This is a genomic window from Virgibacillus salinus (genome assembly GCF_900102415.1).
GTDB lineage: Bacteria > Bacillota > Bacilli > Bacillales > Amphibacillaceae > Lentibacillus > Lentibacillus subterraneus.
This window is the reverse complement of the sequence record NZ_FNKD01000002.1, coordinates 1-23519: the sequence shown is the minus strand read 5'-3', so window position 1 is coordinate 23519 and position 23519 is coordinate 1. Positions and strand designations below refer to the sequence as shown.

General features: G+C 36.5%; 24 protein-coding genes and 2 rRNA genes. 7 read left to right on the top strand and 19 right to left on the bottom strand.

The window, feature by feature from the left end:
- Positions 1-126: 126 nt before the first annotated feature.
- The 7 genes from murC to BLS02_RS06885 all read right to left on the bottom strand — a co-directional run bounded on the left by murC (position 127) and on the right by BLS02_RS06885 (position 7603).
- A complete protein-coding gene (gene murC / locus BLS02_RS06915; protein ID WP_092492278.1) occupies positions 127-1452 on the bottom strand; it encodes a UDP-N-acetylmuramate--L-alanine ligase in 1326 nt (441 codons plus the stop codon).
- 120 nt (positions 1453-1572) lie between these two features.
- Entirely contained in the window at positions 1573-2694 is a 1122-nt protein-coding gene (locus BLS02_RS06910) for a nicotinate phosphoribosyltransferase (RefSeq protein ID WP_092492277.1), read from the bottom strand.
- Between the two features lie 87 nt (positions 2695-2781).
- Positions 2782-4938 carry a DNA translocase FtsK gene (locus BLS02_RS06905; protein ID WP_092492276.1) on the bottom strand — a complete coding sequence of 719 codons (2157 nt, stop codon included), beginning with the start codon at positions 4936-4938 and terminating at the stop codon, positions 2782-2784.
- Positions 4939-5139: 201 nt separating this feature from the next.
- Entirely contained in the window at positions 5140-5742 is a 603-nt protein-coding gene (gene ytpR, locus BLS02_RS06900; RefSeq protein ID WP_092492275.1) for a YtpR family tRNA-binding protein, read from the bottom strand.
- Between the two features lie 15 nt (positions 5743-5757).
- Complete coding sequence (locus BLS02_RS06895) at positions 5758-6567, bottom strand: DUF1444 domain-containing protein (protein WP_092492274.1); 810 nt, start codon at positions 6565-6567, stop codon at positions 5758-5760.
- 19 nt (positions 6568-6586) lie between these two features.
- Entirely contained in the window at positions 6587-6904 is a 318-nt protein-coding gene (locus BLS02_RS06890) for a thioredoxin family protein (RefSeq protein WP_092492273.1), read from the bottom strand.
- A 156-nt stretch (positions 6905-7060) separates the two neighbouring features.
- A complete protein-coding gene (locus BLS02_RS06885; RefSeq protein ID WP_092492272.1) occupies positions 7061-7603 on the bottom strand; it encodes a hypothetical protein in 543 nt (180 codons plus the stop codon).
- A gap of 160 nt (positions 7604-7763) precedes the next feature.
- Between BLS02_RS06885 and BLS02_RS06880 the strand changes: the two genes are divergently transcribed.
- Positions 7764-8204 carry a YtoQ family protein gene (locus BLS02_RS06880; protein WP_092492271.1) on the top strand — a complete coding sequence of 147 codons (441 nt, stop codon included), beginning with the start codon at positions 7764-7766 and terminating at the stop codon, positions 8202-8204.
- Positions 8205-8216: 12 nt separating this feature from the next.
- Here BLS02_RS06880 and BLS02_RS06875 read toward each other — a convergent pair whose 3' ends face one another.
- Positions 8217-8735: a DUF84 family protein gene (locus BLS02_RS06875; protein WP_092492270.1), complete on the bottom strand. Its 519-nt coding sequence runs from the start codon at positions 8733-8735 to the stop codon at positions 8217-8219.
- Between the two features lie 70 nt (positions 8736-8805).
- Positions 8806-9873, bottom strand: coding sequence for a M42 family metallopeptidase (locus BLS02_RS06870; RefSeq protein WP_092492269.1), 1068 nt, complete (start codon positions 9871-9873; stop codon positions 8806-8808).
- A 191-nt stretch (positions 9874-10064) separates the two neighbouring features.
- Here BLS02_RS06870 and BLS02_RS06865 point away from each other — a divergent pair, with 191 nt between their 5' ends.
- Positions 10065-10379, top strand: coding sequence for a PepSY domain-containing protein (locus BLS02_RS06865; protein WP_092492268.1), 315 nt, complete (start codon positions 10065-10067; stop codon positions 10377-10379).
- A 610-nt stretch (positions 10380-10989) separates the two neighbouring features.
- Here BLS02_RS06865 and BLS02_RS06860 read toward each other — a convergent pair.
- The gene (locus BLS02_RS06860; RefSeq protein ID WP_092492267.1) at positions 10990-11844 is read right to left on the bottom strand and encodes a YtnP family quorum-quenching lactonase; all 855 of its coding nucleotides are present in this window, start codon (positions 11842-11844) and stop codon (positions 10990-10992) included.
- A 312-nt stretch (positions 11845-12156) separates the two neighbouring features.
- The gene (trmB, locus tag BLS02_RS06855) at positions 12157-12795 is read right to left on the bottom strand and encodes a tRNA (guanosine(46)-N7)-methyltransferase TrmB (protein ID WP_092493219.1); all 639 of its coding nucleotides are present in this window, start codon (positions 12793-12795) and stop codon (positions 12157-12159) included.
- Positions 12796-12872: 77 nt separating this feature from the next.
- Here trmB and BLS02_RS06850 point away from each other — a divergent pair, with 77 nt between their 5' ends.
- Positions 12873-13160 carry a YtzH-like family protein gene (locus BLS02_RS06850; protein WP_092492266.1) on the top strand — a complete coding sequence of 96 codons (288 nt, stop codon included), beginning with the start codon at positions 12873-12875 and terminating at the stop codon, positions 13158-13160.
- On the opposite strand, the gene BLS02_RS06845 is transcribed toward BLS02_RS06850, so the two are convergent.
- From BLS02_RS06845 to thpR, 4 genes are all read right to left on the bottom strand, one after another.
- Positions 13147-13962: a phosphotransferase family protein gene (locus BLS02_RS06845; protein ID WP_092492265.1), complete on the bottom strand. Its 816-nt coding sequence runs from the start codon at positions 13960-13962 to the stop codon at positions 13147-13149. The genes BLS02_RS06850 and BLS02_RS06845 overlap by 14 nt on opposite strands.
- A 110-nt stretch (positions 13963-14072) precedes the next feature.
- Positions 14073-14987, bottom strand: a complete 915-nt coding sequence (locus BLS02_RS06840) for a diacylglycerol/lipid kinase family protein (protein WP_092492264.1) — start codon at positions 14985-14987, stop codon at positions 14073-14075.
- Entirely contained in the window at positions 14988-15914 is a 927-nt protein-coding gene (locus BLS02_RS06835) for a nuclease-related domain-containing protein (protein ID WP_092492263.1), read from the bottom strand.
- A complete protein-coding gene (thpR, locus tag BLS02_RS06830) occupies positions 15915-16484 on the bottom strand; it encodes an RNA 2',3'-cyclic phosphodiesterase (RefSeq protein WP_092492262.1) in 570 nt (189 codons plus the stop codon).
- A 203-nt stretch (positions 16485-16687) separates the two neighbouring features.
- Here thpR and BLS02_RS06825 point away from each other — a divergent pair, with 203 nt between their 5' ends.
- The gene (locus BLS02_RS06825; protein ID WP_092492261.1) at positions 16688-16906 is read left to right on the top strand and encodes a DeoR family transcriptional regulator; all 219 of its coding nucleotides are present in this window, start codon (positions 16688-16690) and stop codon (positions 16904-16906) included.
- A 33-nt stretch (positions 16907-16939) separates the two neighbouring features.
- On the opposite strand, the gene BLS02_RS06820 is transcribed toward BLS02_RS06825, so the two are convergent.
- Entirely contained in the window at positions 16940-17659 is a 720-nt protein-coding gene (locus BLS02_RS06820) for a pseudouridine synthase (protein ID WP_092492260.1), read from the bottom strand.
- A 13-nt stretch (positions 17660-17672) separates the two neighbouring features.
- Positions 17673-19292, bottom strand: coding sequence for a putative polysaccharide biosynthesis protein (locus BLS02_RS06815; RefSeq protein ID WP_092492259.1), 1620 nt, complete (start codon positions 19290-19292; stop codon positions 17673-17675).
- A 236-nt stretch (positions 19293-19528) separates the two neighbouring features.
- Here BLS02_RS06815 and BLS02_RS06810 point away from each other — a divergent pair, with 236 nt between their 5' ends.
- The 3 genes from BLS02_RS06810 to hemQ all read left to right on the top strand — a co-directional run bounded on the left by BLS02_RS06810 (position 19529) and on the right by hemQ (position 21954).
- A complete protein-coding gene (locus BLS02_RS06810; protein WP_092492258.1) occupies positions 19529-20800 on the top strand; it encodes a BaiN/RdsA family NAD(P)/FAD-dependent oxidoreductase in 1272 nt (423 codons plus the stop codon).
- A 74-nt stretch (positions 20801-20874) separates the two neighbouring features.
- Positions 20875-21057 carry a hypothetical protein gene (locus BLS02_RS06805; protein ID WP_092492257.1) on the top strand — a complete coding sequence of 61 codons (183 nt, stop codon included), beginning with the start codon at positions 20875-20877 and terminating at the stop codon, positions 21055-21057.
- A gap of 153 nt (positions 21058-21210) precedes the next feature.
- A complete protein-coding gene (gene hemQ, locus BLS02_RS06800; protein WP_092492256.1) occupies positions 21211-21954 on the top strand; it encodes a hydrogen peroxide-dependent heme synthase in 744 nt (247 codons plus the stop codon).
- Positions 21955-23067: 1113 nt separating this feature from the next.
- On the opposite strand, the gene rrf is transcribed toward hemQ, so the two are convergent.
- Both rrf and BLS02_RS06790 read right to left on the bottom strand, forming a co-directional pair.
- Positions 23068-23183 (bottom strand): 5S ribosomal RNA (gene rrf / locus BLS02_RS06795).
- Positions 23184-23277: 94 nt separating this feature from the next.
- A 23S ribosomal RNA gene (locus tag BLS02_RS06790) occupies positions 23278-23519 on the bottom strand; the annotation flags it as partial.

The window sequence follows — 23519 nt, the reverse complement described above, 5'->3', positions numbered from 1 at the left end:
CAAAAGAAAACCTCTACTAATTTGCGGTTTATACCAACTGCGTTATGATTTCATTACTGTGATAAAATACATTCGTTTAGATAACAGCAAAAAAAAAGAGCCTAAAAATTTATGGCTCAGAATCATCTACGCTTTTTTTAATTTAACATTATTTCTATTTGCCAATTGTTCTTCATAGGATTCCTGGAATTTCTGAATATCTCCAGCACCCATGAAAATCAGTACACTGTCAGCATCTTTCTCTAAAACATCCGTATGTGATATATCTAAAACAGAACTATCATCCACCAATTCTTGCAGATCGTGTATAGTCAACTTCCCACTATCTTCTCTAGCTGATCCAAAAATATCACATAAATAAACGTTATCAGCTAAGCTTAAACTATCAGCAAATTCTTGTAAGAATGTTTTAGTTCGAGTAAATGTATGCGGTTGGAATACTGCTACAATAGATTTATCAGGGTATTTTTTACGAGCTGAATCAATTGTTGCTGTAATTTCTTTCGGATGATGTGCATAATCGTCAATCAGAATCTGATTGCCAACTTTTTTCTCAGTAAACCTACGTTTAACACCCTGAAAAGTGCCAATAGATTTAATATCTTTTGCTTTCATATCTTCATAATGACAAATAGCAATTACAGATAAAGCATTCAATATATTATGATCACCGAACATTGGAATCTCAAATGTTTCATAATACGTATTACGTACAAAAACATCAAATTCAGTTCCGTTCTCTGTCTCCCTTACATTCTGTGCCTGAAAATCGTTCGTACTGGAAAAGCCATAATACATGACGGGAACTTTTGCTTGGATTTGCTGTAGTTGTTCATCGTCACCGCAGGCAATAATCCCTTTTTTCACTTGATCAGCCATCGATTGAAATGCATTAAAAACATCGTCAACACTCGTGAAATAATCTGGATGATCAAAGTCAATATTCGTCATAATTGCATAATCAGGTTCGTAACGTAAAAAATGACGGCGATATTCACACGCTTCAAAAACAAAATATTCACTGTCTACATGACCTTTTCCTGTCCCATCACCTATTAGATATGAAATGGGATACGTCTCATCAAGTACATGAGCTAACAGACCAGTAGTAGACGTTTTTCCGTGAGCACCAGTTACAGCGATACTTGTATATTGTTTCAGCCATTCTCCAAGAAATTCATGGTATCTATAAAAAGTGAGTCCTAATCTTTTTGCTTCTTTGATCTCTACATGATCATCCGAAAAAGCATTGCCCGCTATTACGGTGTTACCTTCTTTGATGTTACTTTCTGAAAAAGGGAAGATTGGAATGTTTTTATTCTCTAATGCTTCTTGCGTAAAAAAGCGCTTTTCTACATCAGATCCTTGCACTTTTTCCCCAGAATCATGAAGGATATGTGCAAGTGCACTCATTCCGGTCCCCTTTATACCAATAAAATGGTAAGTTGTCATAAAAAAGAACCTCCAGATATATGTGTACAAACAGCTATCTAAAATTTATATTTCACAGGAATCTTAACAGCTATTTAATCATTATAGCAAATGTTTACGAAGAGTGAAATAAATTATTTCTTATTCTTTATTTTGCATATGATATTCCACTGATTCAAGTCGGGGATTCGGTCGATAACGTCTCCCCTCTTTTGCTTCCTGAGTACCGTTTAACAACACATTATCACCAGTAAAACCAATATTAATTTTTAATAGGCTCCCACCTACACCATACATATCTACAGGAACGCCTAGAGTCTCGAAATGACTAATTCTTTTCTCAGTAAAGCCACCGCTGGCCATAATGTTCACATGTGAAAATCCTTCTTCATTAAGTGCTTTTCGTAGCGCAAAAATTAATTCAGGATTCACACCTCTTGGATCAAAAGTGCCCATTAAATGATGATTCCTTAAAAAATATTTATCTACAAGTGTTCTGGACGTATCAAGACGAACTCCTTTTAAATTATTACCAAAAGCTTTAGCAACTTTCAGGGAATCGGTAATCACATCATTATTATAATCAACTAGAGCAACAAGATCGTCTTCCGGAAACATTTCAATATATGCACGTGATGCTGCAACAACATCACCACGAAACATTTGAATCATAGCATGCGGCATTGTTCCCATACCTTCTTTTCCCCACCATTCATTCATCGCATGCGTTGCTTGTGCTGTTGAACCACCTATGAATGCAGCATAGCCATCGCCAGCCTGTTGGGTGAAGTGGTCGTCACGATCTCCCATAAAGATAATGGGCTTTTGATTTCCAGAAGTTCTACCTGCTTTTACGACATTATATACATTTGTAGCTACCGATGTTCTTCTAGCCAAAATACCATCAATAATACCCTCAAGAAAACCAAATTGCTGATATGCCCCTGTTATGGTCAGAACAGTTTCGTAGGGGCTGATTTTGTCACCATCTTTTAACGAATGAATTTCTAGGTTTTCTGGATCATCTGCAAATGTGTGAATCAAAGCAATTGCTTCATCTGTTCCACATAAAACTGCATTACTGCTTTTTTGAAAAAACTGCATTGTGACACGATTATGCGGAAGTTTTTTCTCTGCCATCTCTTTTGTTTTTAAAAAGTATACCGCTGAAAACCAACCCTCTTTAATCCGTTCATCAAACTTAAATGTTTTGTTAGTTAATCGTTTAATATCCCCATTTAGTTTCTGTGATATTTCCTTCATAACGGCTTCCCCTCGTATTCATAATAATGTGTTTGGTGACTGCATACTCTCCTATCATATAAAAACAACTGCAACTAAACAAGTGCTTTAATTTTCCGCTTGTACGCCAGATGCTAATATCTCACGTGGCTTGCTTCCATTTTGACCACCGATTATTCCGCTTCTTTCCATGGAGTCCATTAGCCGTGCTGCCCGATTATACCCAATTTTAAAATGACGCTGTAATAACGATGTACTCGCACTATTCTGCTTCACAACAAACTCAACTGCTTCATGAAGCAGTTCGTCTTCGTGATCACCCGTTACAAGCTGCTCCAACAACTGTTCCTGCTCAAATTCATACTTAGGTGTAGCTATCTGACGTACATGATCTGTAACACGCTCAATTTCTTCATCTGATACAAAGGCACCTTGCAAACGAATACTTTCACCGGCACCATTTTCAATAAACAGCATATCACCTTTTCCTAAAAGTTTCTCCGCTCCGCTTGTATCCATAATCGTTCTGGAATCTACTTGAGAGGATACACTGAATGCTATTCTTGTCGGTATATTTGCCTTTATTAACCCAGTGATAACATCAACTGAAGGTCTTTGTGTTGCAAGAAGCAAGTGGATTCCGCATGCACGTGCCTTTTGGGCAATACGACAGATTGCATCCTCAACATCCTGCGGTGATACCATCATTAGATCAGCCAATTCGTCAATCACAATAACAATAAATGGCATTTTTTCTTCCACACGATTCTGTTTAACCATTTTTTGATTAAAACGCTGTACATCTCGAACTCCTTCTTGAACAAATCTATCGTATCGTTCCTCCATCTCCTTCACAGCCCATTTGAGAGCAACTGTTGCAGCTTTTACATCCGTAATGACTGGTGAAATGAGATGTGGTATACCGTTATACGGTGCCAACTCAACCATTTTAGGATCTATCAACAGGAACTTTACATCTTGATGATTAGCTTTATAAAGGAGACTGATTAGAATCGTATTAATACAAACACTCTTTCCTGACCCTGTTGCCCCGGCTATTAATCCATGCGGCATTTTTTGTATATTAGTGATCAGGGGACTTCCTTCAATACTTAATCCCAATCCTATTGTTAATGGTGATTCTCCTTTTTGAAAGATTTCTGCCTCAAAGATTTCCTGCAAACCGACAATTTGAGGTTTTGGATTAGGAATTTCAATTCCAATTGTGTTCTTGCCTGGTATAGGCGCTTCTATTCGGATATCTCTTGCAGCCATATTTAATTTTATGTCATCACTCAAATTTTTAACTTTGCTAACTTTAACACCCAGCTCCGGCTGCACTTCAAACCTTGTTACAGATGGTCCTTGAGTTGCTTTAACAACTTTCGCCTGAACATTAAAATGTTTCAGTGTTTTTTCCAATAGTTCTTGTTGACTATTCATCCAATGCTGATTCTGATCACTATTACGAGCAGGATCATTTAATAAATGGTATGGCACTGTACTGTTATGTACAGCTGTATTATCGCTGACAGACTCTTTTTTGATATTGCGCTTATCCATTTGCCTCCGTTTATCATTTGCTGACATCATAACATTAAAAGGAGGTGGGCTCGGTTTATTTTGTTTCTCTGCTTTATGCTTGGAGTGTCTTCGTTTGGTTTGTTTAACAGAATGCTGTTGTTGCTGTTGTTGAACTTTATCCTCTTTTGGCTCACTCGATTCCTTAGGTTCAGGCTCGGAAACTTTTGTTGGCTCCTCACTAATCGAGCTTTCCAATGGATGTGTATCTTTTGTGTATGTATCGTTTATCAATGTTTCGTCTTGCTGCATAGTTTGCTCCGGCACGTCAGATTGCTGTCGTTTGTACGCAGGGATGTCCTCTATCTCCTTTTCCTTTTTTCGATGCTGGAAACCATATATTGGTGAAGGAACTTCACTTAGTTCAAACGGTGTTCCTGATTTAGGCTTGTTTACCTTTCTTTCCTGTTCTTGCATCGAATTTGACTGTTTGGGTTTAATTGTAGTTTCATTTCTAGTTCGGTTTCTTTTTCGTTCAAATGCAGGTGTCTCTGCTTCTTGTTTTTGTTTTGGTTTATCAGGGATTACAGGAAACCGAAATGAATTGTTATCAGGATATTGATACATCATTTTTGTTTGAACATCCTGTTTACGGTAATTTCGTTTTTTTGGTGACTGATTGTCTTCTTCCTCTGTTTCCACAAAGAGAAAATTGGTTATTTTCTTTTTCCAACGATCCCACATATGATTTCACTCATTTCTATAAAAGTTAACACTATAATTTATTCTATCAGTTTTTATGTGAAAGTGTAGCATTAAAAATATTTGGCTTATCGCCGGTCGTAAAAGGCAAAAGCCTTAGTTGCCTTATCCAGGTAGAATAGTATATACATTCCTATCTGCGAAAAAAACAACCCTTGTCAATTGACTCAGGTTGCTCTCTTTTTAGAATATAAACGGTTCGCCTACTTCATAAGTATCATCGAGAACATAAATCCCTTTCTCTTTGGGTGCATCTGGCAAGCCTAATTCTTTCTGTGAGCATATCATACCTTTCGAAGAGACCCCTCGTAATTCTGTCGGTTTTATTTTTAACCCATTCGGCATGGTTGCTCCGACTTTTGCTACGACAACTTTTTGATCTTCATTAATATTTGGTGCACCACATACAATTTGCAGCGTTTCGTCCCCAGCATCTACTTGACAAACACTCAACTTATCAGCATTCTCATGAGGGGATTTATTCTTTACATAACCAACAACAAATTTAGGACTCAAATCAAACTCCAGAGAATCAGCAACATTATTCTTATTAAACAATTCTTTTAGCTGACCTAAAAGTTCATCGGTCATTGTAATTTTTCCGGTATCTGCTAACTTTAAATGCTCAGACGCTTGAAAAATATTATAACCAATAACTTTTCCATTTTCACCGGTAATTCGTGTGATGTCACCGATATTCTCATGCATAACTTCATAACGGTTCCCATCTTCTATTGGAACAATTAAAACGTCGCCAACACCCTTTGGATTATAAAATATATCCATATGACTCATTCCTTTCTACTTCTTCTGTTCTGGTCGATTTTTTGCCATGATAAACACTGGTTCCAATGTTTTATCTTCATATATAAATGGCAATGATGTGATTGGAATACTTCCTTCTGCAAAGAATTTCATTGTCATTTGTGCTAATATATCATACCCTGTTTTATTTTGAATGTCAGCAAAAATCAGTACGTCCTGGTGTGGTACAGCTACAGCCAGCTGCCCTTTACTATTTGCGAGCATTTCTTCCAGAAAAGCTTCATTCAGGATTCTGCTTGCATCATAACCATCCTGTTTTGCAACGAAATAAAAATCATTATCAGCTACCGTATCTTTCTTAAAGTCATTGGATAGTGATCTAATGTTAAATGTTGCAATTTCATCAATTCTATCGTAAGTCCACTCCTCTTTTTCGAGCATTGGTTCATCAATTAACCGGTAGGATTTACCTAAATCCAGTGCATAATAAACACGAGTCTCTGCAGTATGATCTTTAGATACCAGTGTTGTTCCCGCATTTGTTTCTGTTGCGAATGATGTTGCACGAATGACAGGATAAATATTTTTCTCCATCCCACTCAAAGTGTGTTCTTCATTCATAATGCGTAACGCTTCTAGTACATGTTTCTCAAGTTCGTCTATAGCTGTTTCGCCCCGTTTATTATATTTCGATACAACATTTGGCAGTGTAATTGTCATTCCTTGCTTGGATTCCTTCCACTCAATACGATAGGAATCTTCGTTCCTCTTATAAGATGTATAAAATTCAGGATTGGAAAACCTTTCATCAAGTATTTTTTTCATTTTCAGACTAGTCATTTTCATTGTAGTGCAACTCTCCTTCTTAACCTTGTACTCCTTCGATAAACTCGATTATTTCGTCCTTTGTTTTACGGTCTTTGCTAACAAATCTGCCAGCTTCTTTGCCATCTTTAAACGCAATAAAGCTCGGAATTCCAAACACATCATATTGCTGGCAAATCTCAATAAACTGATCTCGATCTATAAGAATAAAAGTATATTCCGGAAAAACTTGTTCAATTTCCGGTAGAACTGGTTCAATTACTCGGCAGTCCGGGCACCAGTCAGCAGAAAATAGTGCAATAATATTATCTTTATTTATTAAATCATTGAATTCATTAACTGTTTCTAACGTTTTCATAGTTATCAACCTCCATTGCTATCATATCTTTGTTTTAACTATGATTCAATTAACTTGACTGACTCTAAGTATGGTGAAAGACATAAATTTTTCTTTTTAAAAAAAGCCAGTCAATGAACTAATTCATTTGGCTGACTTTTTATTATTATTAGATATTTATTTTTGGACAGTGCTTGTTTGCTGCAAGGCTATAGATTGTGCAATCTTCATAAGTTCTTCTGAATCATTATCCAAATCTTCTCTTGAAGTATAAGTCGTGATTTTGACGCCACCTACACCTATCTGTAATTCATAATCTTCTTCCTGATCGTGAGGGATTATACGCATATACCCAAACTTATTCTGATCTTCAAATGTCTCTAACAGCAAAGCCTCATCACTTTTTGCTGCTGCAGAATTATAACTAAGCTTACTTAGTGGATCTTCAAGATTATTATAAAAAACAATAAATGTTTGGTCTCCATCTTTTAGAATAACGTTATTCGCATCTTTTTCTTCTACTTCCAAGCTATTTGGTAAATACATTGAAAATGAATTCAACTTATGATTCGTTTCAACTTTTTCATCTGAATCGAATATTTTTTTAGCAGATTCCTTGGCATCTTTGATTGCCTCTTCTTCAGTCTGCAAACTGCACCCAGTAAGTGCGACAACAAAGAGTAAAGAAAGTATTGTAATCTTTCGTATAGATTTCCGCAATGTTCTTCCCCCTGGATATAGTACTTTTTACCTCTTTTTATAATACTATGAATTTGATATATTTCAAGGTAATTATTTTCCAGTAACCTTTTTTATTTACGTTATTTAAAAAAACAGATAATATCGAATTAAGGCAATAAATAGATTTGGAGGATTGATCATGGATTTAACTGTATACTTAGCGGGTCAAATTCACGATGATTGGCGGGAAACGGTAAAAACAAAAGCTAGGGAAAAAAACCTTGCACTTACAATTGTTGGACCACAAACAAATCATGAACGTTCAGACAATGTTGGGGAAGACATAATTGGTAAACAACCAGCTAGTGTTCATAAAGATGATGCAGCCTCAAGCATTAATAATTTTCGAACGCAGGTTTTATTACAAAAATCCGATATAGTTATTGCATTGTTTGGTGAAAAATATAAACAATGGAATACAGCGATGGATGCAAGTACCGCAATTACAATGAATAAACCAACAATAATCATCAGGCCAGAATCACTAGTACATCCATTGAAAGAACTTTCCAACAAAGCCGACGTTACTGTCGAGACAGTCGACCAAGCATTAGAGGTACTGCAATACATTTATGAATAATAATAGCAGCGGCTAACTTCCGCTGCTATTTTTCATTGCGTATTCCCATTGACCATGTAATAGTCTAACAACATGAACGAACATTTCTTTTCTTGAGATATGGTCATTAGTAAAAATACCGATGGCTCCTTCATTTTTTCGTACATCTTTTCGCTTGGCATATGTATCCATTATATCTCCTAGCTCAGCACCACCCTGAAGCTGATCATTAAATTCATCAGGCAATAAAATCCGGGCACCACTAGCTGTGAAAACCTCCTTCTCTCTTGTAACTAATGCCCCCCAATTACATAAATAAAGTTGATCATCTACTTGCATAACACCACCTTCTAATCCGATTCCAATTTTACCCGCGGTAGTTTCTATGCATTGCATTGCACGGTTCATAGCACCCTCTCTTGTTTCAGAATCCGAGAGCGGCTGCGCACTCACTTTTGAAGGTACATCATAACCAGTAACGATATCCGTTAAAAAGACTTCCTCAACTGCCTTTCTCTTTGTAGGGTTTTTTGATCCAATAATCACTTCCATTGAAAACACCTCTCGATCTTTCAAAATTGAAGCTGCTATCAACGCTGATAGCAGCTCTCTAGTTTAAAAATTAATTAGCTTTTTGAATTGTTTCTACTGTGTTTTTATCAGTAGCTTTCACAAGTTTGACGATCAATTCTTTTGCAGCTTGATAATCATCCACATGAATCATGGATGCGGATGTATGAATATAGCGTGAGCAAATTCCAACAACCGCAGATGGTACTCCATCATTTGATAAATGGACACGACCTGCATCTGTACCACCTTGTGAAACAAAATACTGGTAAGGAATATTATTAGATTCTGCTGTATCCAAAATAAATTCCCGCATACCACGGTGTGTTATCATTGTACGATCAAAAATACGAAGCAATGCTCCCTTGCCTAGTTGGCCAAATTCCTTATCATCACCTGACATATCATTTGCCGGTGACGCGTCAAGCGCATAAAAGACATCAGGCTTAATCATATTTGCTGCTACCTGTGCACCGCGCAATCCTACTTCTTCTTGAACTGTCGCACCTGAGAACAATTGATTTGGGAGCTTTTCACCTTTTAATTCTTTTAGCAATTCAACAGAAAGACCACAACCATAACGATTATCCCATGCCTTAGCAAGAATCTTTTTATCATTAGCCATTGGTGTAAATGGACAAATTGGAACAATAGGCTGTCCAGGTTTAATACCGATTCTTTCCGCATCCTCTTGATCATCAGCACCAATATCAATAAGCATGTTACTGATTTCCATTGGTTTTTTCCGTTGTTCCGGCGTTAAATTGTGTGGAGGAGTTGATCCAATCACGCCAGTCACAGGACCATTTTCAGTCATAACCTGTACACGTTGAGCTAGTAGCACCTGGCTCCACCAGCCACCTAATGTTTGAAAGCGGATCATACCATTCTTTGTAATTTGTGTGACCATAAAACCAACCTCGTCCATGTGGCCTGCCACCATAACGCGAGGACCTTCACCATTTTTTACACCAAAAACTCCACCGAGATTATCCTGAATCACCTCGTCAGCGTACTTTCCGAGTTCTTCTTTCATAAACTTACGAACAAGGTGCTCATTTCCTGGCGCCCCTTGCATTTCTGTCAGTGTTCTGAATAAGTCTGTTGTTTCCTGATTCATTTGTATTCCTCCATCTATACTATATTTATTTTTATGTAGTATAATAAGTATAACGGAAAATGACTTCTTCTTTCCACCAATCAACTAAATTTGTGTTTTAGTTTCTATTTTAATTTGTTTCAGTTATACTAATTATTAAATTAGACTTTAGAAACTAGAATAAGAAATTTATTTCAAGAGGTGAATATAAAATGAATGTAAAACGAGCAGCTCTTGCAGCAGGATTGGGTGTAGCAGTAGGATATCTTGCAAAGCAACAAATCGACCAATACCAGAAGATAACCCCGGAGAAAGCTTTAAAACAAGCAAAGGAAACATTTAAAAAACAAGGTCCTATAAGTGGCTCATGGATTTATATGAAACCAGAAGAAGTCGAGAAAAACGGACTCTTGTATAATGCCTATCGTGGCGGGGTCACCCGAAACATCGATGGCGAAAATAAACAATATGAGTTTTATGTAGATGTAGAAACAGGCGCTGTTATTGGTGCCGTGCAAACAGCATAATGAGGACAAATGCGCTGGAGCTAGACGTAGCAGATTCTGTAATCCAGGTATCCACAGCACTCAAATTTTATAGTTTCTTAAGCAAGTAAAAAGCCATCTGTCAGAAGATGGCTTTTTTATAATTATTTATGGTTTTTTCGTATATATTGTTACTCTTTATCCATCGTAGTTGATATATGCTGTGACACAGATTCGCTTAATATCATTTAGTGAAGCTCTCTGACCACGCATCTGGAATATACTCGCTTTCACCGCTCAGGGTACAAAGGCGACATCTGTTCAAGCTGAAGCTTTCACAGTGTCTTCTTAGCCGTGTGCTCACCACGATCCTCCACAGGAGTCACGCAAATTCCAACAGCTGATTTAAGTGATTTCAAAATCTTGCTTTTATGCGTCACAATATATTTTGATTGATCAAGATATATTGAGCACAACCCAGCGCAGGAAATACACGTAGACTCCTGTGGGAGCTGAGGCCTAGATGAGACTACGCAGCGACGTAGGTGCGCGAAGTGTATTTCCGAAACGGCATAATAGCACTAAAACTTTTTAAAAAGTACTTCGCAGTTTATATCTTTTGTGTCAAAAACAACAGACTCTAGAAATAGCCTTATTTATAGTCGTATCGTGTCCGTTCAATTTCATCAATTCGCTTTCCTAATTCATCAAATTTAATTGCACGTAAATAAGCATCATGGTAAAACGTATACCACGCTTTTTTCTGATAACCAAAATCCATCCATTTTTCTTTCTGATGTACAGAAGTTACCGGGTAATCATCATATGCAAGTGCCCATAATTTATTCTGATGAGCATGGGTTGGCATTATATCAGCCATATGGATAAATACCTCATCTCCATCTTCAAAAACTAAAATACAATGCCCATCACTATGTCCACCTGTATGAATCATTTTAAGCCCATCAACGATCGAAATTTCATTTTCAAATGGCTGCACTTGATCTTGAACTGGTTTCCAGTTTTCTTCCCAATATGTATTTATGGAGCGAATATTCGGATTTTGCATTTCATTCCATTCTACTGCCGATACATGAATAGTAGCATTTTCAAATACAGGTACATATTCATCATTCATTTTTTTGGTCAATCCACAAGCATGATCAAAATGCAAGTGCGTCATTAACATTGCATCGATATCTTTAACTGTTAATCCCAATTCAGCAAGTGATTTATCAATAGATGATTGCTCCAAAACACCAAAATTACGTAATTGCTTATCGGTTAATTTTCCGTTGCCCATGCCAGAATCTATCAAGAAATTTTTACCATCAACTTGCAATAATAACGGATCAGTTCTTAGTTCAATTTGATTCTTTTCATTAGGTGGATACTTCTTACTCCACAATGCCTTTGGAACAACACCAAACATGGCACCTCCGTCAAGGAAGTTCACCCCACCATTTAACCATGTCAATTTTGCTCGTCCAACTTGAAGTTCTTCCATTCTTACACCATCCTTTCACCATATTAATAGTGTAGCTAAAGAATATATTTCGTGCAAATACTTAGAAGAAAAAAAGGAAAAGCATGTTCAGAAGACGAAAAAATATACGAAGAGTGTGGCAATTCGATGTTGACTTAAATTAGACACGGGGAAAAAAGTTCACTAGGATCTAAGCGTTGGCTGGCAAGAACGCCAAGTCTTGTGACGTCACCAACAGTAATGCGCCGGAGCAGATCCTGGATATTTTAGAGATTCAATTAACCACAGTAATAGTTTCACTATATACAAAAAAGAACCCAGATGAATTGGGTTCTAAGAAAATTGGGCACGGCATCGATAGATTACTTGTCCGTTTGCCGAAAATTTAGCTTCGTATTCTGTCATGACGTTTTCAGGGTCCTCTGCTTTATGAAGGTCCAAATTAACTTCTTTAAGGTCCATGCCAAACTCAGAGAAACTAACAAGTGAGTATTCAAATAACCCACGATTATCGGTTTTCAATATGAGCTCACCATTAGGCTGTAGGACTTCCTTGTATTGATCTAAAAACGTACGAAATGTTAAACGTCTCTTCTCGTGTCGATTCTTTGGCCAAGGATCAGAAAAGTTTAGATATATGGTAGAAATTTCATTTTCTGCAAAAATTTCTCTTAATTTTTCTGCATTTTCATTAATCAGTAGAATATTATCCTGGTCTGTTTCCATTAATTTTTGAGCTGCAGTTACAACAATACTCTTTGCAACCTCAATTCCTATAAAATTGATCTCTGGAAATTGCTTAGCCATTCCTGCTAAAAATTGGCCTTTACCAGTACCTATCTCCAGATGAATTGGATTGTTATTTCCAAATACTTCATGCCATATATCCTTTTTTTCAGATGGATCAGGAATTACAAAATGACTGTTTTCTTTTAGGAAGTCATCTGCCCATGGTTTATTACGTTGACGCACCATTAGCACCACACTTTCTTGATGATTAGTATAGAAAAAAAATAATTGGTTAATACTATAAGTTGAGGTGATTTCGATTGACATTAACCGTTCATAATCAATTAAGGTTACTGCATGATATTTTAAGTGAACAAACAGAGGATTGCTGTGGTGAAATTTCAGAATATCAGCAAATAAAAAGATTAGTGCAAGCCATGATGGCAAACAACAGCATCTCTGATGAACAGCTACTTCAATTATTGCCAGAGATATATAATTATGGCCGCCAAGGTGAGATAGCGCAAAATGATGAAGAGCACATCACTACAAATCAAGAGAACATTAAAACATGGGTAAGTGCTATTCAGCAAACTAATTTAGAATAACGGATTCTACATGAAAATTTAAATTACGTAAATCCTTTAATCTACTATTAGCCTTATCCATTTCATCTCGTTCATTATGCCAGCATAAATACGAAAGTGCATCTATTATCAAGTACCAATATATGCGTTCAATTAACTGGTCATTTTTTGTTTCACCGTAATGTTGAAGCCATTGATTCCAGTCTTCCTGCGGTATATACCACTTTAATACAAATCCAAAATCCATTGCAGGGTCAGCAATCATTGCATTATCCCAATCAACCAAATACAGCTGACCTTTGTTCGTTAGCAAAATATTATTATGATTCAAATCACAATGACACACCACCTGTTGTTGTCCACGTGTTACAGGAAGTAATCGGTGTAGATAATGAATGGCATTACGAACTTCTTTATGTTGTTCTATCAAACCCTTCGTTTTTACTTGTTCAGCTATTTCAGAAAATCGATCGTCTGGTGTGACGGCTTTTTTACCCATACGCATGAGCATATGCAACAATTCAGACGAGTTGTGTATTTTACGGATTAAAGAAGCTACCTGGTGATGTTGCATTTCCAATGGGTTAAGTTCTCTTCCATCAAGCCACTCCTGAGCAGTAACGACATCACCATTTTTCATCCTTTTTGTCCAAACAAGCTTAGGGACAATTCCCTCTGCAGATAACACTGCCAGGAATGGGGAGGAGTTTCGTTTTAGAAACAGCCGTCGATTGTTATTTTCTGCTATAAAGGCATCACCAGTCAACCCACCGGCCGAGGTAACATTCCATTCTTTTCCTAGTGCTTGTTCAAGCCAATTCACCGTACATACCTCAAATCATCATCTATATTTTTGCATCTTATTATAATTTTATTTTAAAAAAGAGACATGAGAATAGATTATAGGAATTCTACATTAATTTCAAGCAAAACTTACGCGCCAACAACCTCAATAGCGTCTTGTTGCTTCGTAATAACACAAGAGAAGCAAACATCCGTCTGCCCATCTACCTGATAAGGAATCTTCTTCTTAGAAGAAATTTCGAGACGATTTGCTTCCATAAGCTCTACCTCTTTAAAGTTAACATGCTTCCCGCTAAATACTGTCATAAAAACCCCTAATACCTTCCATTTTGATATTGAATGGATGAAAAGTACAGGAAAAATACCGGCTTGTATCGTTGCATTAGGTATAATTTTCATACCTCCACCATAAAAGGGATGTTGTGCAATTGTTACCATCCAGCAATTGGAAAGCTTATATTTTTTACCATCTACTATTATTTCTAGATTCATTGGTCTAAAGCTGAATAATACTTTTATAAGTCCTATCACATAACTAATTTTACCTAAGTGGAGATTACTTAACAGTTTTTTATACTTTGAATTATTTACAGCTTTTGCAATTTCCGCATCAAAGCCAAAGCCGATACTATTAACTATATTACGTGGACTTTTTCCTATTTCCTGATAACATCCTAACCAATAAGATTTGCTGTTTTGACGTACAATTCGTTGAAAGATTTCAACTGGTTTTCCTTTTATATCACAACCCCTTGCAAAATCATTTCCAGACCCTGCAGGAATAAATGAAACAGGTACTACTGGTTTACAAAGGCCATTTATTACCTCATGTAACGTTCCATCACCACCGATAACAACTACACAGGTAACGATTCCTGGAAAATCAATAGGCAGGTGTTTGGCAATTCGTTCTGCATGTCCGAAATATTCCGTGAAAAAGCACTTACTATCTATTTGTTTAAAGGCTTCTGTTTTTGAAATCTTTGAATATGCCTTCTTAGCGCCCCCATTTCCTGCAATCGGGTTTACAATAAATATATACATTTACTCATCCTCTGTACCAACTGAAAATGTATTATTATCTTCTTCCCACTCCGGTCGCTTAACGGATGTTGATTGGCAATTTTTTAATAATAAATCTGCAATTTTTAGCTGACTGCTTTTCAGGGGCGATACAAGGCTTCGTTTCTCTTTAAACCATTTCTTATAATTATATTTCCCAATTATTTTTGTATTAAATGGTTCTGAAATAAATTCAATATTATTTACTCGTGATAATACAACTTTATTAATAGGAAATTCAATATCTTCTTTACTCAATATACTTTTAACAAGTTGTTCAGTACGTTTTAAAGCAATCATAGGACTTAGTATTTTGGACTGTTCCTCTCTTTCTTCTACTATCCATGTGCGCTCATCATCCGCTACTATTTTTGCGTTATGATTTTTTTCAATTAAATATATGATTTCTATACCAATAGGGCTAAGCAGGATAATTTCTCCATCAATTGGAGCTTTTTTTATATTAAAAATTGGATAATACATTAATAAATAAGTATCAGGAAACCTTTGCAGAAAATACCTTAGCGTATCATCCTGGTAATAACTCTTATCCATAAATGATACATCAGTGACAGTTGATGTAGCCCACTTTAATTGCAATGGGAATAATTTATTTAGAAAATACTGCTTTAAGTCATTTTCTGTCTTGGGTAGAACATTATCCTCATCTGCTGCATCTTCCCCTTCAGTTTGCCAGTTTCCTGTTTTTATGAATGATTTCCATTTCGAAAAAGTTGAGCTCTGTTCCTCATGTTCCTCTTCTCCAGCCTTTACAGTACCTTCTTTCATCGACATATATTGAAGTTTTTTCCAATTATCTTGTTTCAGACGCATATATTGACTAGGATAACGGTATGCGTTCCACTCATACCGGGATATATAATCCTGCAGCTTAATTAATTGACCCACTTAATCAACCTCCCCTTTTAGTTCATATGCAGCTACAACTTCATATTTTGGTGTCCTAGCAGGAAAAATCCGGTATACAATAACTTGATTTACAATCAAGTCCAATCTTTCATCATTATCATATTGTTCCTTTAACCCGGACATGCTCACTTCTTCACCATTCCATTTTTTTGCAAGCGTTATGTGTGGAGAAAAAGGTCGACTATCTTTCTCGAAACCAGCACTCACCGAAACGTCTTCCACATCATGGTGTAATGCTGCCAAAGCACTTGTTTTGTCAACACCCACCCATAATACACGTGGTTTTTTTGGATTACCAAAGAACCCTAATGATCCTGTAGCTATTTTAAATTCATTTGTTTTTTCTAAAACATTCAAGTAATTCAAAAGTTGATTAAGTTTATTAGATTCCACAGACCCCAAAAATTTTAACGTGATATGTAAATCTTCTTTATTCGCCCACTGTTTATAGGGCAACTCTTCTTTTAAATCAAATTGCCATTTAGAATAGTATTCTTTATGCCTTTCTTTCAGTGGGATAGCAATAAAATAGTGTGGCTCATTTGTCATAACCATTCCTCATTTTCGTTTTTAACACTTTTTAGAAATCGGCAGTTTTTTGGCGAAAGCATCTTTTACAGTTAGAAAGTATTTTTACTTTCTTAACTTATAAACAAAGTATTTAAAATATTTACATTTTTAGTGTAAAATAAGAATAACAATACAGATTCACTTGCACCACAAGAGAATGATTTTTTTTAAGGAGTGGTTCTTTGAATCAACCAACATCCAGAATGCTAACTAGAGTCAAAGCTGTCTATCTTTATATTAGAGAGAATGGGACAGTTTCGACTACGGAATTAGCTGAAGAATTCGGAACTACTGACCGCACTGTTCAGCGTGATTTGAACGTTTTGGAACATAACGGTTTGGTAAGTAGTCCTAATCGCGGCAGATGGAAAACGACAAGTAAACCTGTAAAAATATCTTAAGAATATGGAGATATCCGCTGACAGATGCCTTTGTCAGCTCTTTTTTTGGGAAAGACAATACTTCATTTCATCCTTAGTCAATTCTCGAATATCACCTGTTGAAAGATTACAATCAAGCTCTAACTCACCCATTCTAATCCGCTTTAAATATACAACTTTCTTATTCACCGCATCAAACATACGTTTCACTTGATGAAATTTACCTTCTGTAACAGTTACCTCAATTTCGGATTGAATGTCAGTATGCAAAATTTGTAATCTGGCTGGCTTCGCCTGATATCCATCGTCAAGAGTGATCCCATTTTTAAATTTTATAATATCGTCTTCTGTAACATGTCCTTTTATTTTAGCATAATATGTCTTTTCTACATCTTTTTTGGGAGAAATAAGCTGATGCGCTAACTCCCCATCATTCGTTATTAGCAGTAACCCTTCTGTATCCTTATCAAGCCTGCCTACAGGGAATGGATTAAAAAGCTGGTAGGATGACGGCAACATATCAATCACTGTTTTATTCCGATTATCCACTGTTGCCGATACATAGCCAGGAGGTTTGTTCATCATCAAATAAATGTATTTTTGATACTTAACTATTTCTCCTTGTACTTTTATTATGTCCATTTCTGTATCTACATGCATGCTTCCATCTTTCACTGTTTTCCCATTGACACTAATATGCTTCTTTTTCAGTATTGCCTTTATATCTTTCCTACTGCCAAAGCCCATATTAGATAATAATTTATCAAGCCGCACGATATAAAACTCCTTACCTGTGAAAAAATTTGTCTAAAACCCGTACACGATTGCCTAATAAACGTTCAAGAAGTGTTGATTCATAGGCAAACCATAGATAGACTCCTCCACCAGCAAGTACTCCAGTCATTAACATAATAGTAGCTGACAAACGTGAATCTTCATATGCTAAAAATGTTCCAAATACTACTTTCACAATCCATATAGCAATACACATAATTATGGTAAATATACAAATTAATAAGAAGCGTTTAAAAGTTTGTTTGAATGAAAACCGAGTTGACGATTTTATACGCCAAATATTTAGAATTACTGCAGTTCCCGCAGCAAGAGCTGTCCCAAAAATAGCTCCTTTTGCCCCAAAGACATGAATTAGCTGGATATTAAGCAGTACCTTTACTAACAAGCCACCGGATAAACTGATTACCGCAAAACGCTGCTGATTAACTCCCTGTAGTATAGCTGACGTTACCGTAAATAAAGCAAATAATAATGCAACTGGTGCATACCAGCCTAGTAATGTGCCTGTGATATTGATATTCCCCATACCATAAAGAGAACCATATGCTACATCTGACAGCATTGACAAGCCAACAACTGCGGGAACAACAAGAATTAGTACTATTTGTAATGATTGATTAATTTGTTGATTCAACAGCTGTTTATTATCTTTCGTAAATGATTTTGTAAGAGCTGGTATAATAGCTAATGATAGTCCAGTTGCAATCGTTACAGGGATAATTACAAGCTTATGACCATACAAATTAATAGCCGAATAAGCTGTTTCAGATACCTCTCCATTTCCAACAGCAATCATTGCTCGTTCAAACGTAAACAGATCAACTGACTGATATAATGGAATTGCAATCCCTACTAATATAAAAGGTCCTGCATAACTGAATAGTTCCTTAATAAGATCTTTTTTAGGAATATCATGTTTGACACGTTGTTGCTGTACCTGCTTTTGTATAGCAGGTTTCCTTTTACGCCAATATACGAATAAGACGACACATGATGCTAATGCTCCTATAACAGCTGCAAATGTCGCAAAACCAACTGCAGTAGCTATTGACCCATTAAATAAAGTAATAACGATAAACGTTGCACTTAATAAAAAAACAATCCGCGCAATTTGTTCTATCACTTGTGAAACTGCGGTTGGCGCCATTGATTCATATCCCTGAAAGAACCCTCGAACAATACTCATTGCTGGTATAATCAATAAGGCAAAACTAACCGCTCTAATGACCATTGAGACATCTGCAATTTTAATTTCACCAATATCTTCATTTGATATGATTAAACTAGCCATTAGTTCAGCGCCGAAGAACAAAACAAGGAAGCCAAGAAAACCCGTAACCGCCATTAATGATATTCCTGCCTTAAACATGCGCATTCCCGTTTCATAATCACCCAATGAATTATACTTAGAGACAAACTTCGAAACGGCTAATGGTACACCAATTGTGGATATACTAATTAAAATACTATATGGAGTATAGGCATAAGAGTAGAGCGTTCCGCCTGTTTCACCAACAAGCCAATGAAAAGGAATAACATAAATCATCCCTAGAAACTTAGATAAAAATGACGCACCTGTAAGTAACATAGTGCCTCTAACAATATTCGACATTATTTCACCTGCATCTATTTAAAAATTACGTTTAAAGTTATTTTATCACAGATAATTAATATGTACGTTATGATTTGTCAAAGGCATTCGAAAAATAATATTATTTTTGCACTTTTTATTAATACAAATTAATATTGATTTAAAATAAATGAGTGCTTGTTACCATATGAAAGTTTTTGTTTTTTCTAAATGCAACCGGAAAAGTGGTATGCTAGTAACGAAAGGAATGAAGAATTTTGTCATACGATGTAATAATAATTGGAGGCGGTCCATCAGGACTAATGGCTTCAATTGCTGCAGCTGAAAGTGGAGCTAAAACAATGTTAATTGAGAAAGGTAAGAAGCTAGGTACGAAACTTGCTATTTCTGGTGGAGGTCGTTGCAATGTAACTAACCGGCTGCCAGAAGATGAAGTTATTAAACACATTCCAGGAAATGGCAAGTTTCTATATAGCCCATTTTCCGTATTTAACAATTACGATATTATCGACTTTTTTGAAGGGATGGGTGTTGGTCTTAAAGAAGAAGACCATGGTCGTATGTTCCCTGCATCAAATTCTGCAAAAACCGTGGTGAATGCATTAATCAATAAGTTGGATGAACTGCATGTTGAAGTAAGGATGAGCACTACCGTTAGAGCTGTTCATTATGATGAAAATGAACATATTATTATTTTGAATGATGACTCGAAAATACATACTAAATCACTTGTCATAGCGGTTGGAGGGAAGGCTGTTCCGCATACAGGGTCTACTGGTGACGGCTACGAATGGGCAAAAAAAGCCGGGCATACTGTTACCGAATTGTATCCAACTGAAGTTGCACTTACCTCCAATGAACCATTTATTAAAAATAAAAGCCTGCAAGGTTTATCCTTACGTGATGTAGCTTTAACTGTATTAAATAAAAAGAGCAAGCCCATCATCACACACCAAATGGACATGATATTTACCCACTTTGGCATATCAGGTCCTGCGGTGTTACGATGTTCCCAATTTGTTGTTAAAGAACTTATGAAGGGGCAAAATGAGGTTCAAATGATTCTTGATGTGCTACCTGATGAACAAGAGGAGAAATTGATACAATCCATTTTGAATTCCATGGAAGAGAATCCCAAAAAATCCATAAAAAATATTTTGAAAGGATTAATCCCGGAGCGACTCCTTACTTATATTCTGAATAAGCATCAAGTTAGCGAAGAGCAAAAAGCAGCAACCGTTTCTAAAGAAATCATTCGGACAATCGTTCATGATATTAAGCATTTCTCTTTTAATGTCAATGGATCATTATCACTTGATAAAGCATTTGTAACTGGGGGTGGAGTTTCCATTAAGGAAGTTGTTCCTAACACAATGCAATCTAAAATAATGCATGGACTTTATTTTTGCGGTGAGATACTGGATATACATGGCTACACTGGAGGCTATAATATCACATCTGCATTAGTTACAGGCAGATTGGCTGGTATCAATGCTGCACTAGAAACTGGTAATTATACTGGTATTTGATACCTAACATGTTTTAAAACTTTTGTGCCATCCTACTAATGTATGGGGATAATCTAAGGAAGGGTTGGATTGCAATGCAAAGGAATGACATGTGGATACCTTTACTCGCTTCAGTAGGTGTTGGTGCAGCAACTTACTATACAATGACCAAAAACAATCAAAACTTTGGTCAAACAATGCAAAAAATGATGCCTTTCGTTTCACAAATGAACAGTGGTGGAAATCAGCAACAGTTTAGTCAGAATGGAATGGGTTAAACGCACCAGAAGCGCTCCAAATGGGGCGCTTTTAATTTACTAAAATCACAATATCTTCGCAATTACTGATGTAAGCGTGATATTAATCACAATAAAATAGCTTATGCAGGTGTACCATTCATACTACAAACAGCTAACTTAGGAGTGATTAAAATGGTCGAATCTGTAACGACATTTGATGGATGGTATACACTACATGATTTTAGAACAATTAATTGGGAAAAATGGCAGCGAGCCACAGAAGATGAAAGAAATGAGGCTCTAATCGAGTTTCATAATTTGTTAAGCGAGTGGCAAATTGTAGAAGGTAACCAGGAAGGCAGACATGCTTTATACTCAATTATTGGACAAAAGGCTGATCTAATGATTATGGTTCTCCGTCCAACCATGAAGGACTTAAACAAACTTGAGAGCCAATTTAATAAGTCAGCACTTGCTCACTATACACAACCTGTAAATTCATATGTGTCAATTATTGAGAAGAGCTCTTATACAAAACGTGAGACAGATCCATATAAGGATCCAGCAATGCTGGCAAAACTTTATCCAACCATTCCCAAAACACAATATATTTGCTTTTACCCAATGAGTAAGCTTCGAGGAGAAATAAACAATTGGTTTACGTTGCCAAAAGAAGAACGTGGTCGTATGATGTTTGAACACATAGCAACTAGTAAGCCATATACAGAAGATATTAAACGTATTATAACAGGTTCAATTGGCTTTGATGACTACGAATGGGGAGTCTCCCTATTTTGTGATGACCCACTGAAGTTCAAGAAGCTTATATATGATACACGATTTGATGAGGTCAGTGCCAAGTATGCTATTTTCGGGACATTTTATATTGGGAACTATTTACTTAAAGAAGAAATTAATACTTATTTTGAAATCTAATCATTTAATATGAATATCAGGTGTGATACTCCCACAGCTACATTAAAATTAAGGCAAGAAAGATTGACGCTATTATGATGAAGTATTATAGACGTAGTAGCAGAAATAAGAGGAAAAGGGGATCGGAATGTGAATCTCAAAGTAATGAAGTGGATCGTGGTTCCGCTGAATAAAAAAAGCCGTTCTGAAGAGTTGAATCGGTTCCTGGATCCGTTATTTACCCAATAACAATGAAAAATATGGTTGAATAGGGTAAATAGAGGAATAAGGATTACATAACACGATTAAAAAAGGCGTTTCTCAGGAAATAACGGAATGAGGATCCGGCAATTCAGTGGGCACAATCCTGTTTATTGAATTAATACATTTAAACGATTGGATGGCGTTAGTTGAAGAAGCATTTGAAAATAAAAATAGCAGGAGGCTGGGATAAAAAGTGTTTTAGTCAAAGTGAAATACGAACTATGATTTGTAATTCTTGAAATAGAATTCGAATTAGTTCGGATTTATTTTGTTGCTGATTAGATATAAACTGCGAAGTAACATGGAAAAATACTCAACCGGGGCTCATATCTTCGATATGAGTGACCTTTTCTCACTATTTAAACAGAGTTCGGGTTCTCATAACCCTGATGAAGACACGTTTCACACTATTTGAACAGTGTTCGCGTTCTCATAACCCCGATGAAGTTACGTTTCACGCTATTTGAATAGCATCCCGGGTTCTCATAACCCTGATGAGTGAGCCCATGGCTAGTAAGACTGCGAAAGTGCTAGCTTGAGCAGATGTTGCATTGGTACCGGAGTGGTGCAAAAGAAAAATTTCACTGTGTCGCAGTTTATATCAACCACATATTAGATCCAACCATTAAAAATGAATGATCTAAACATCCTATCCTGATTATTCGTCTTTAGAGTAGAAAGTTTTAATTATGTCCCAACTTATATTTTTATTACAAATACCACCACTCCGGACACTGTACAACTAGATATGCAAATCTAGATACATTTTATAGTGTAATTTGATGTTTTATGAAAGCTTAATTTTACTTAATTTTTCTTACAATAAAAAAAGCCAGGATATGAATTATCATATCCTGACTTATATCATTTGCCTGGCGGCGTCCTACTCTTGCAGGGGCAAAGCCCCAACTACCATCGGCGCTGGAGAGCTTAACTGCTGTGTTCGGCATGGGAACAGGTGTGTCCTCTCCGCTAATGCTACCAGACTTATTCTGTATTTAAACAGAACATCCTTAATCTTAGGTTTATACCCTAAAAACTAAATAAGAGCTTCACATCAACGTTTTCAATTTGTCATTATTAGTTAAGTCCTCGATCTATTAGTATCCGTCAGCTACACGTGTCACCACGCTTCCACCTCGGACCTATCAACCTCATCGTCTCTGAGGGATCTTACTCACTCGAAGTGATGGGAAGTCTCATCTTGAGGGGGGCTTCATGCTTAGATGCTTTCAGCACTTATCCTTGCCACACGTAGCTACCCAGCTATGCTCCTGGCGGAACAACTGGTACACCAGCGGTGTGTCCATCCCGGTCCTCTC

Coding starts and splice junctions, on each gene's coding strand:
- thpR (WP_092492262.1), bottom strand. CDS start 16,484: ATGACAAATGAGCCACACTATTTTATTGCTATCCCACTGAAAGAAAGG.
- BLS02_RS06880 (WP_092492271.1), top strand. CDS start 7,764: ATGGATTTAACTGTATACTTAGCGGGTCAAATTCACGATGATTGGCGG.
- BLS02_RS06805 (WP_092492257.1), top strand. CDS start 20,875: ATGCAAAGGAATGACATGTGGATACCTTTACTCGCTTCAGTAGGTGTT.
- BLS02_RS06815 (WP_092492259.1), bottom strand. CDS start 19,292: ATGTCGAATATTGTTAGAGGCACTATGTTACTTACAGGTGCGTCATTT.
- BLS02_RS06870 (WP_092492269.1), bottom strand. CDS start 9,873: ATGAATCAGGAAACAACAGACTTATTCAGAACACTGACAGAAATGCAA.
- hemQ (WP_092492256.1), top strand. CDS start 21,211: ATGGTCGAATCTGTAACGACATTTGATGGATGGTATACACTACATGAT.
- BLS02_RS06895 (WP_092492274.1), bottom strand. CDS start 6,567: ATGAAAATGACTAGTCTGAAAATGAAAAAAATACTTGATGAAAGGTTT.
- BLS02_RS06865 (WP_092492268.1), top strand. CDS start 10,065: ATGAATGTAAAACGAGCAGCTCTTGCAGCAGGATTGGGTGTAGCAGTA.
- ytpR (WP_092492275.1), bottom strand. CDS start 5,742: ATGGATATATTTTATAATCCAAAGGGTGTTGGCGACGTTTTAATTGTT.
- BLS02_RS06910 (WP_092492277.1), bottom strand. CDS start 2,694: ATGAAGGAAATATCACAGAAACTAAATGGGGATATTAAACGATTAACT.
- murC (WP_092492278.1), bottom strand. CDS start 1,452: ATGACAACTTACCATTTTATTGGTATAAAGGGGACCGGAATGAGTGCA.
- BLS02_RS06875 (WP_092492270.1), bottom strand. CDS start 8,735: ATGGAAGTGATTATTGGATCAAAAAACCCTACAAAGAGAAAGGCAGTT.
- BLS02_RS06860 (WP_092492267.1), bottom strand. CDS start 11,844: ATGGAAGAACTTCAAGTTGGACGAGCAAAATTGACATGGTTAAATGGT.
- BLS02_RS06890 (WP_092492273.1), bottom strand. CDS start 6,904: ATGAAAACGTTAGAAACAGTTAATGAATTCAATGATTTAATAAATAAA.
- BLS02_RS06840 (WP_092492264.1), bottom strand. CDS start 14,987: ATGTATATATTTATTGTAAACCCGATTGCAGGAAATGGGGGCGCTAAG.
- BLS02_RS06905 (WP_092492276.1), bottom strand. CDS start 4,938: ATGTGGGATCGTTGGAAAAAGAAAATAACCAATTTTCTCTTTGTGGAA.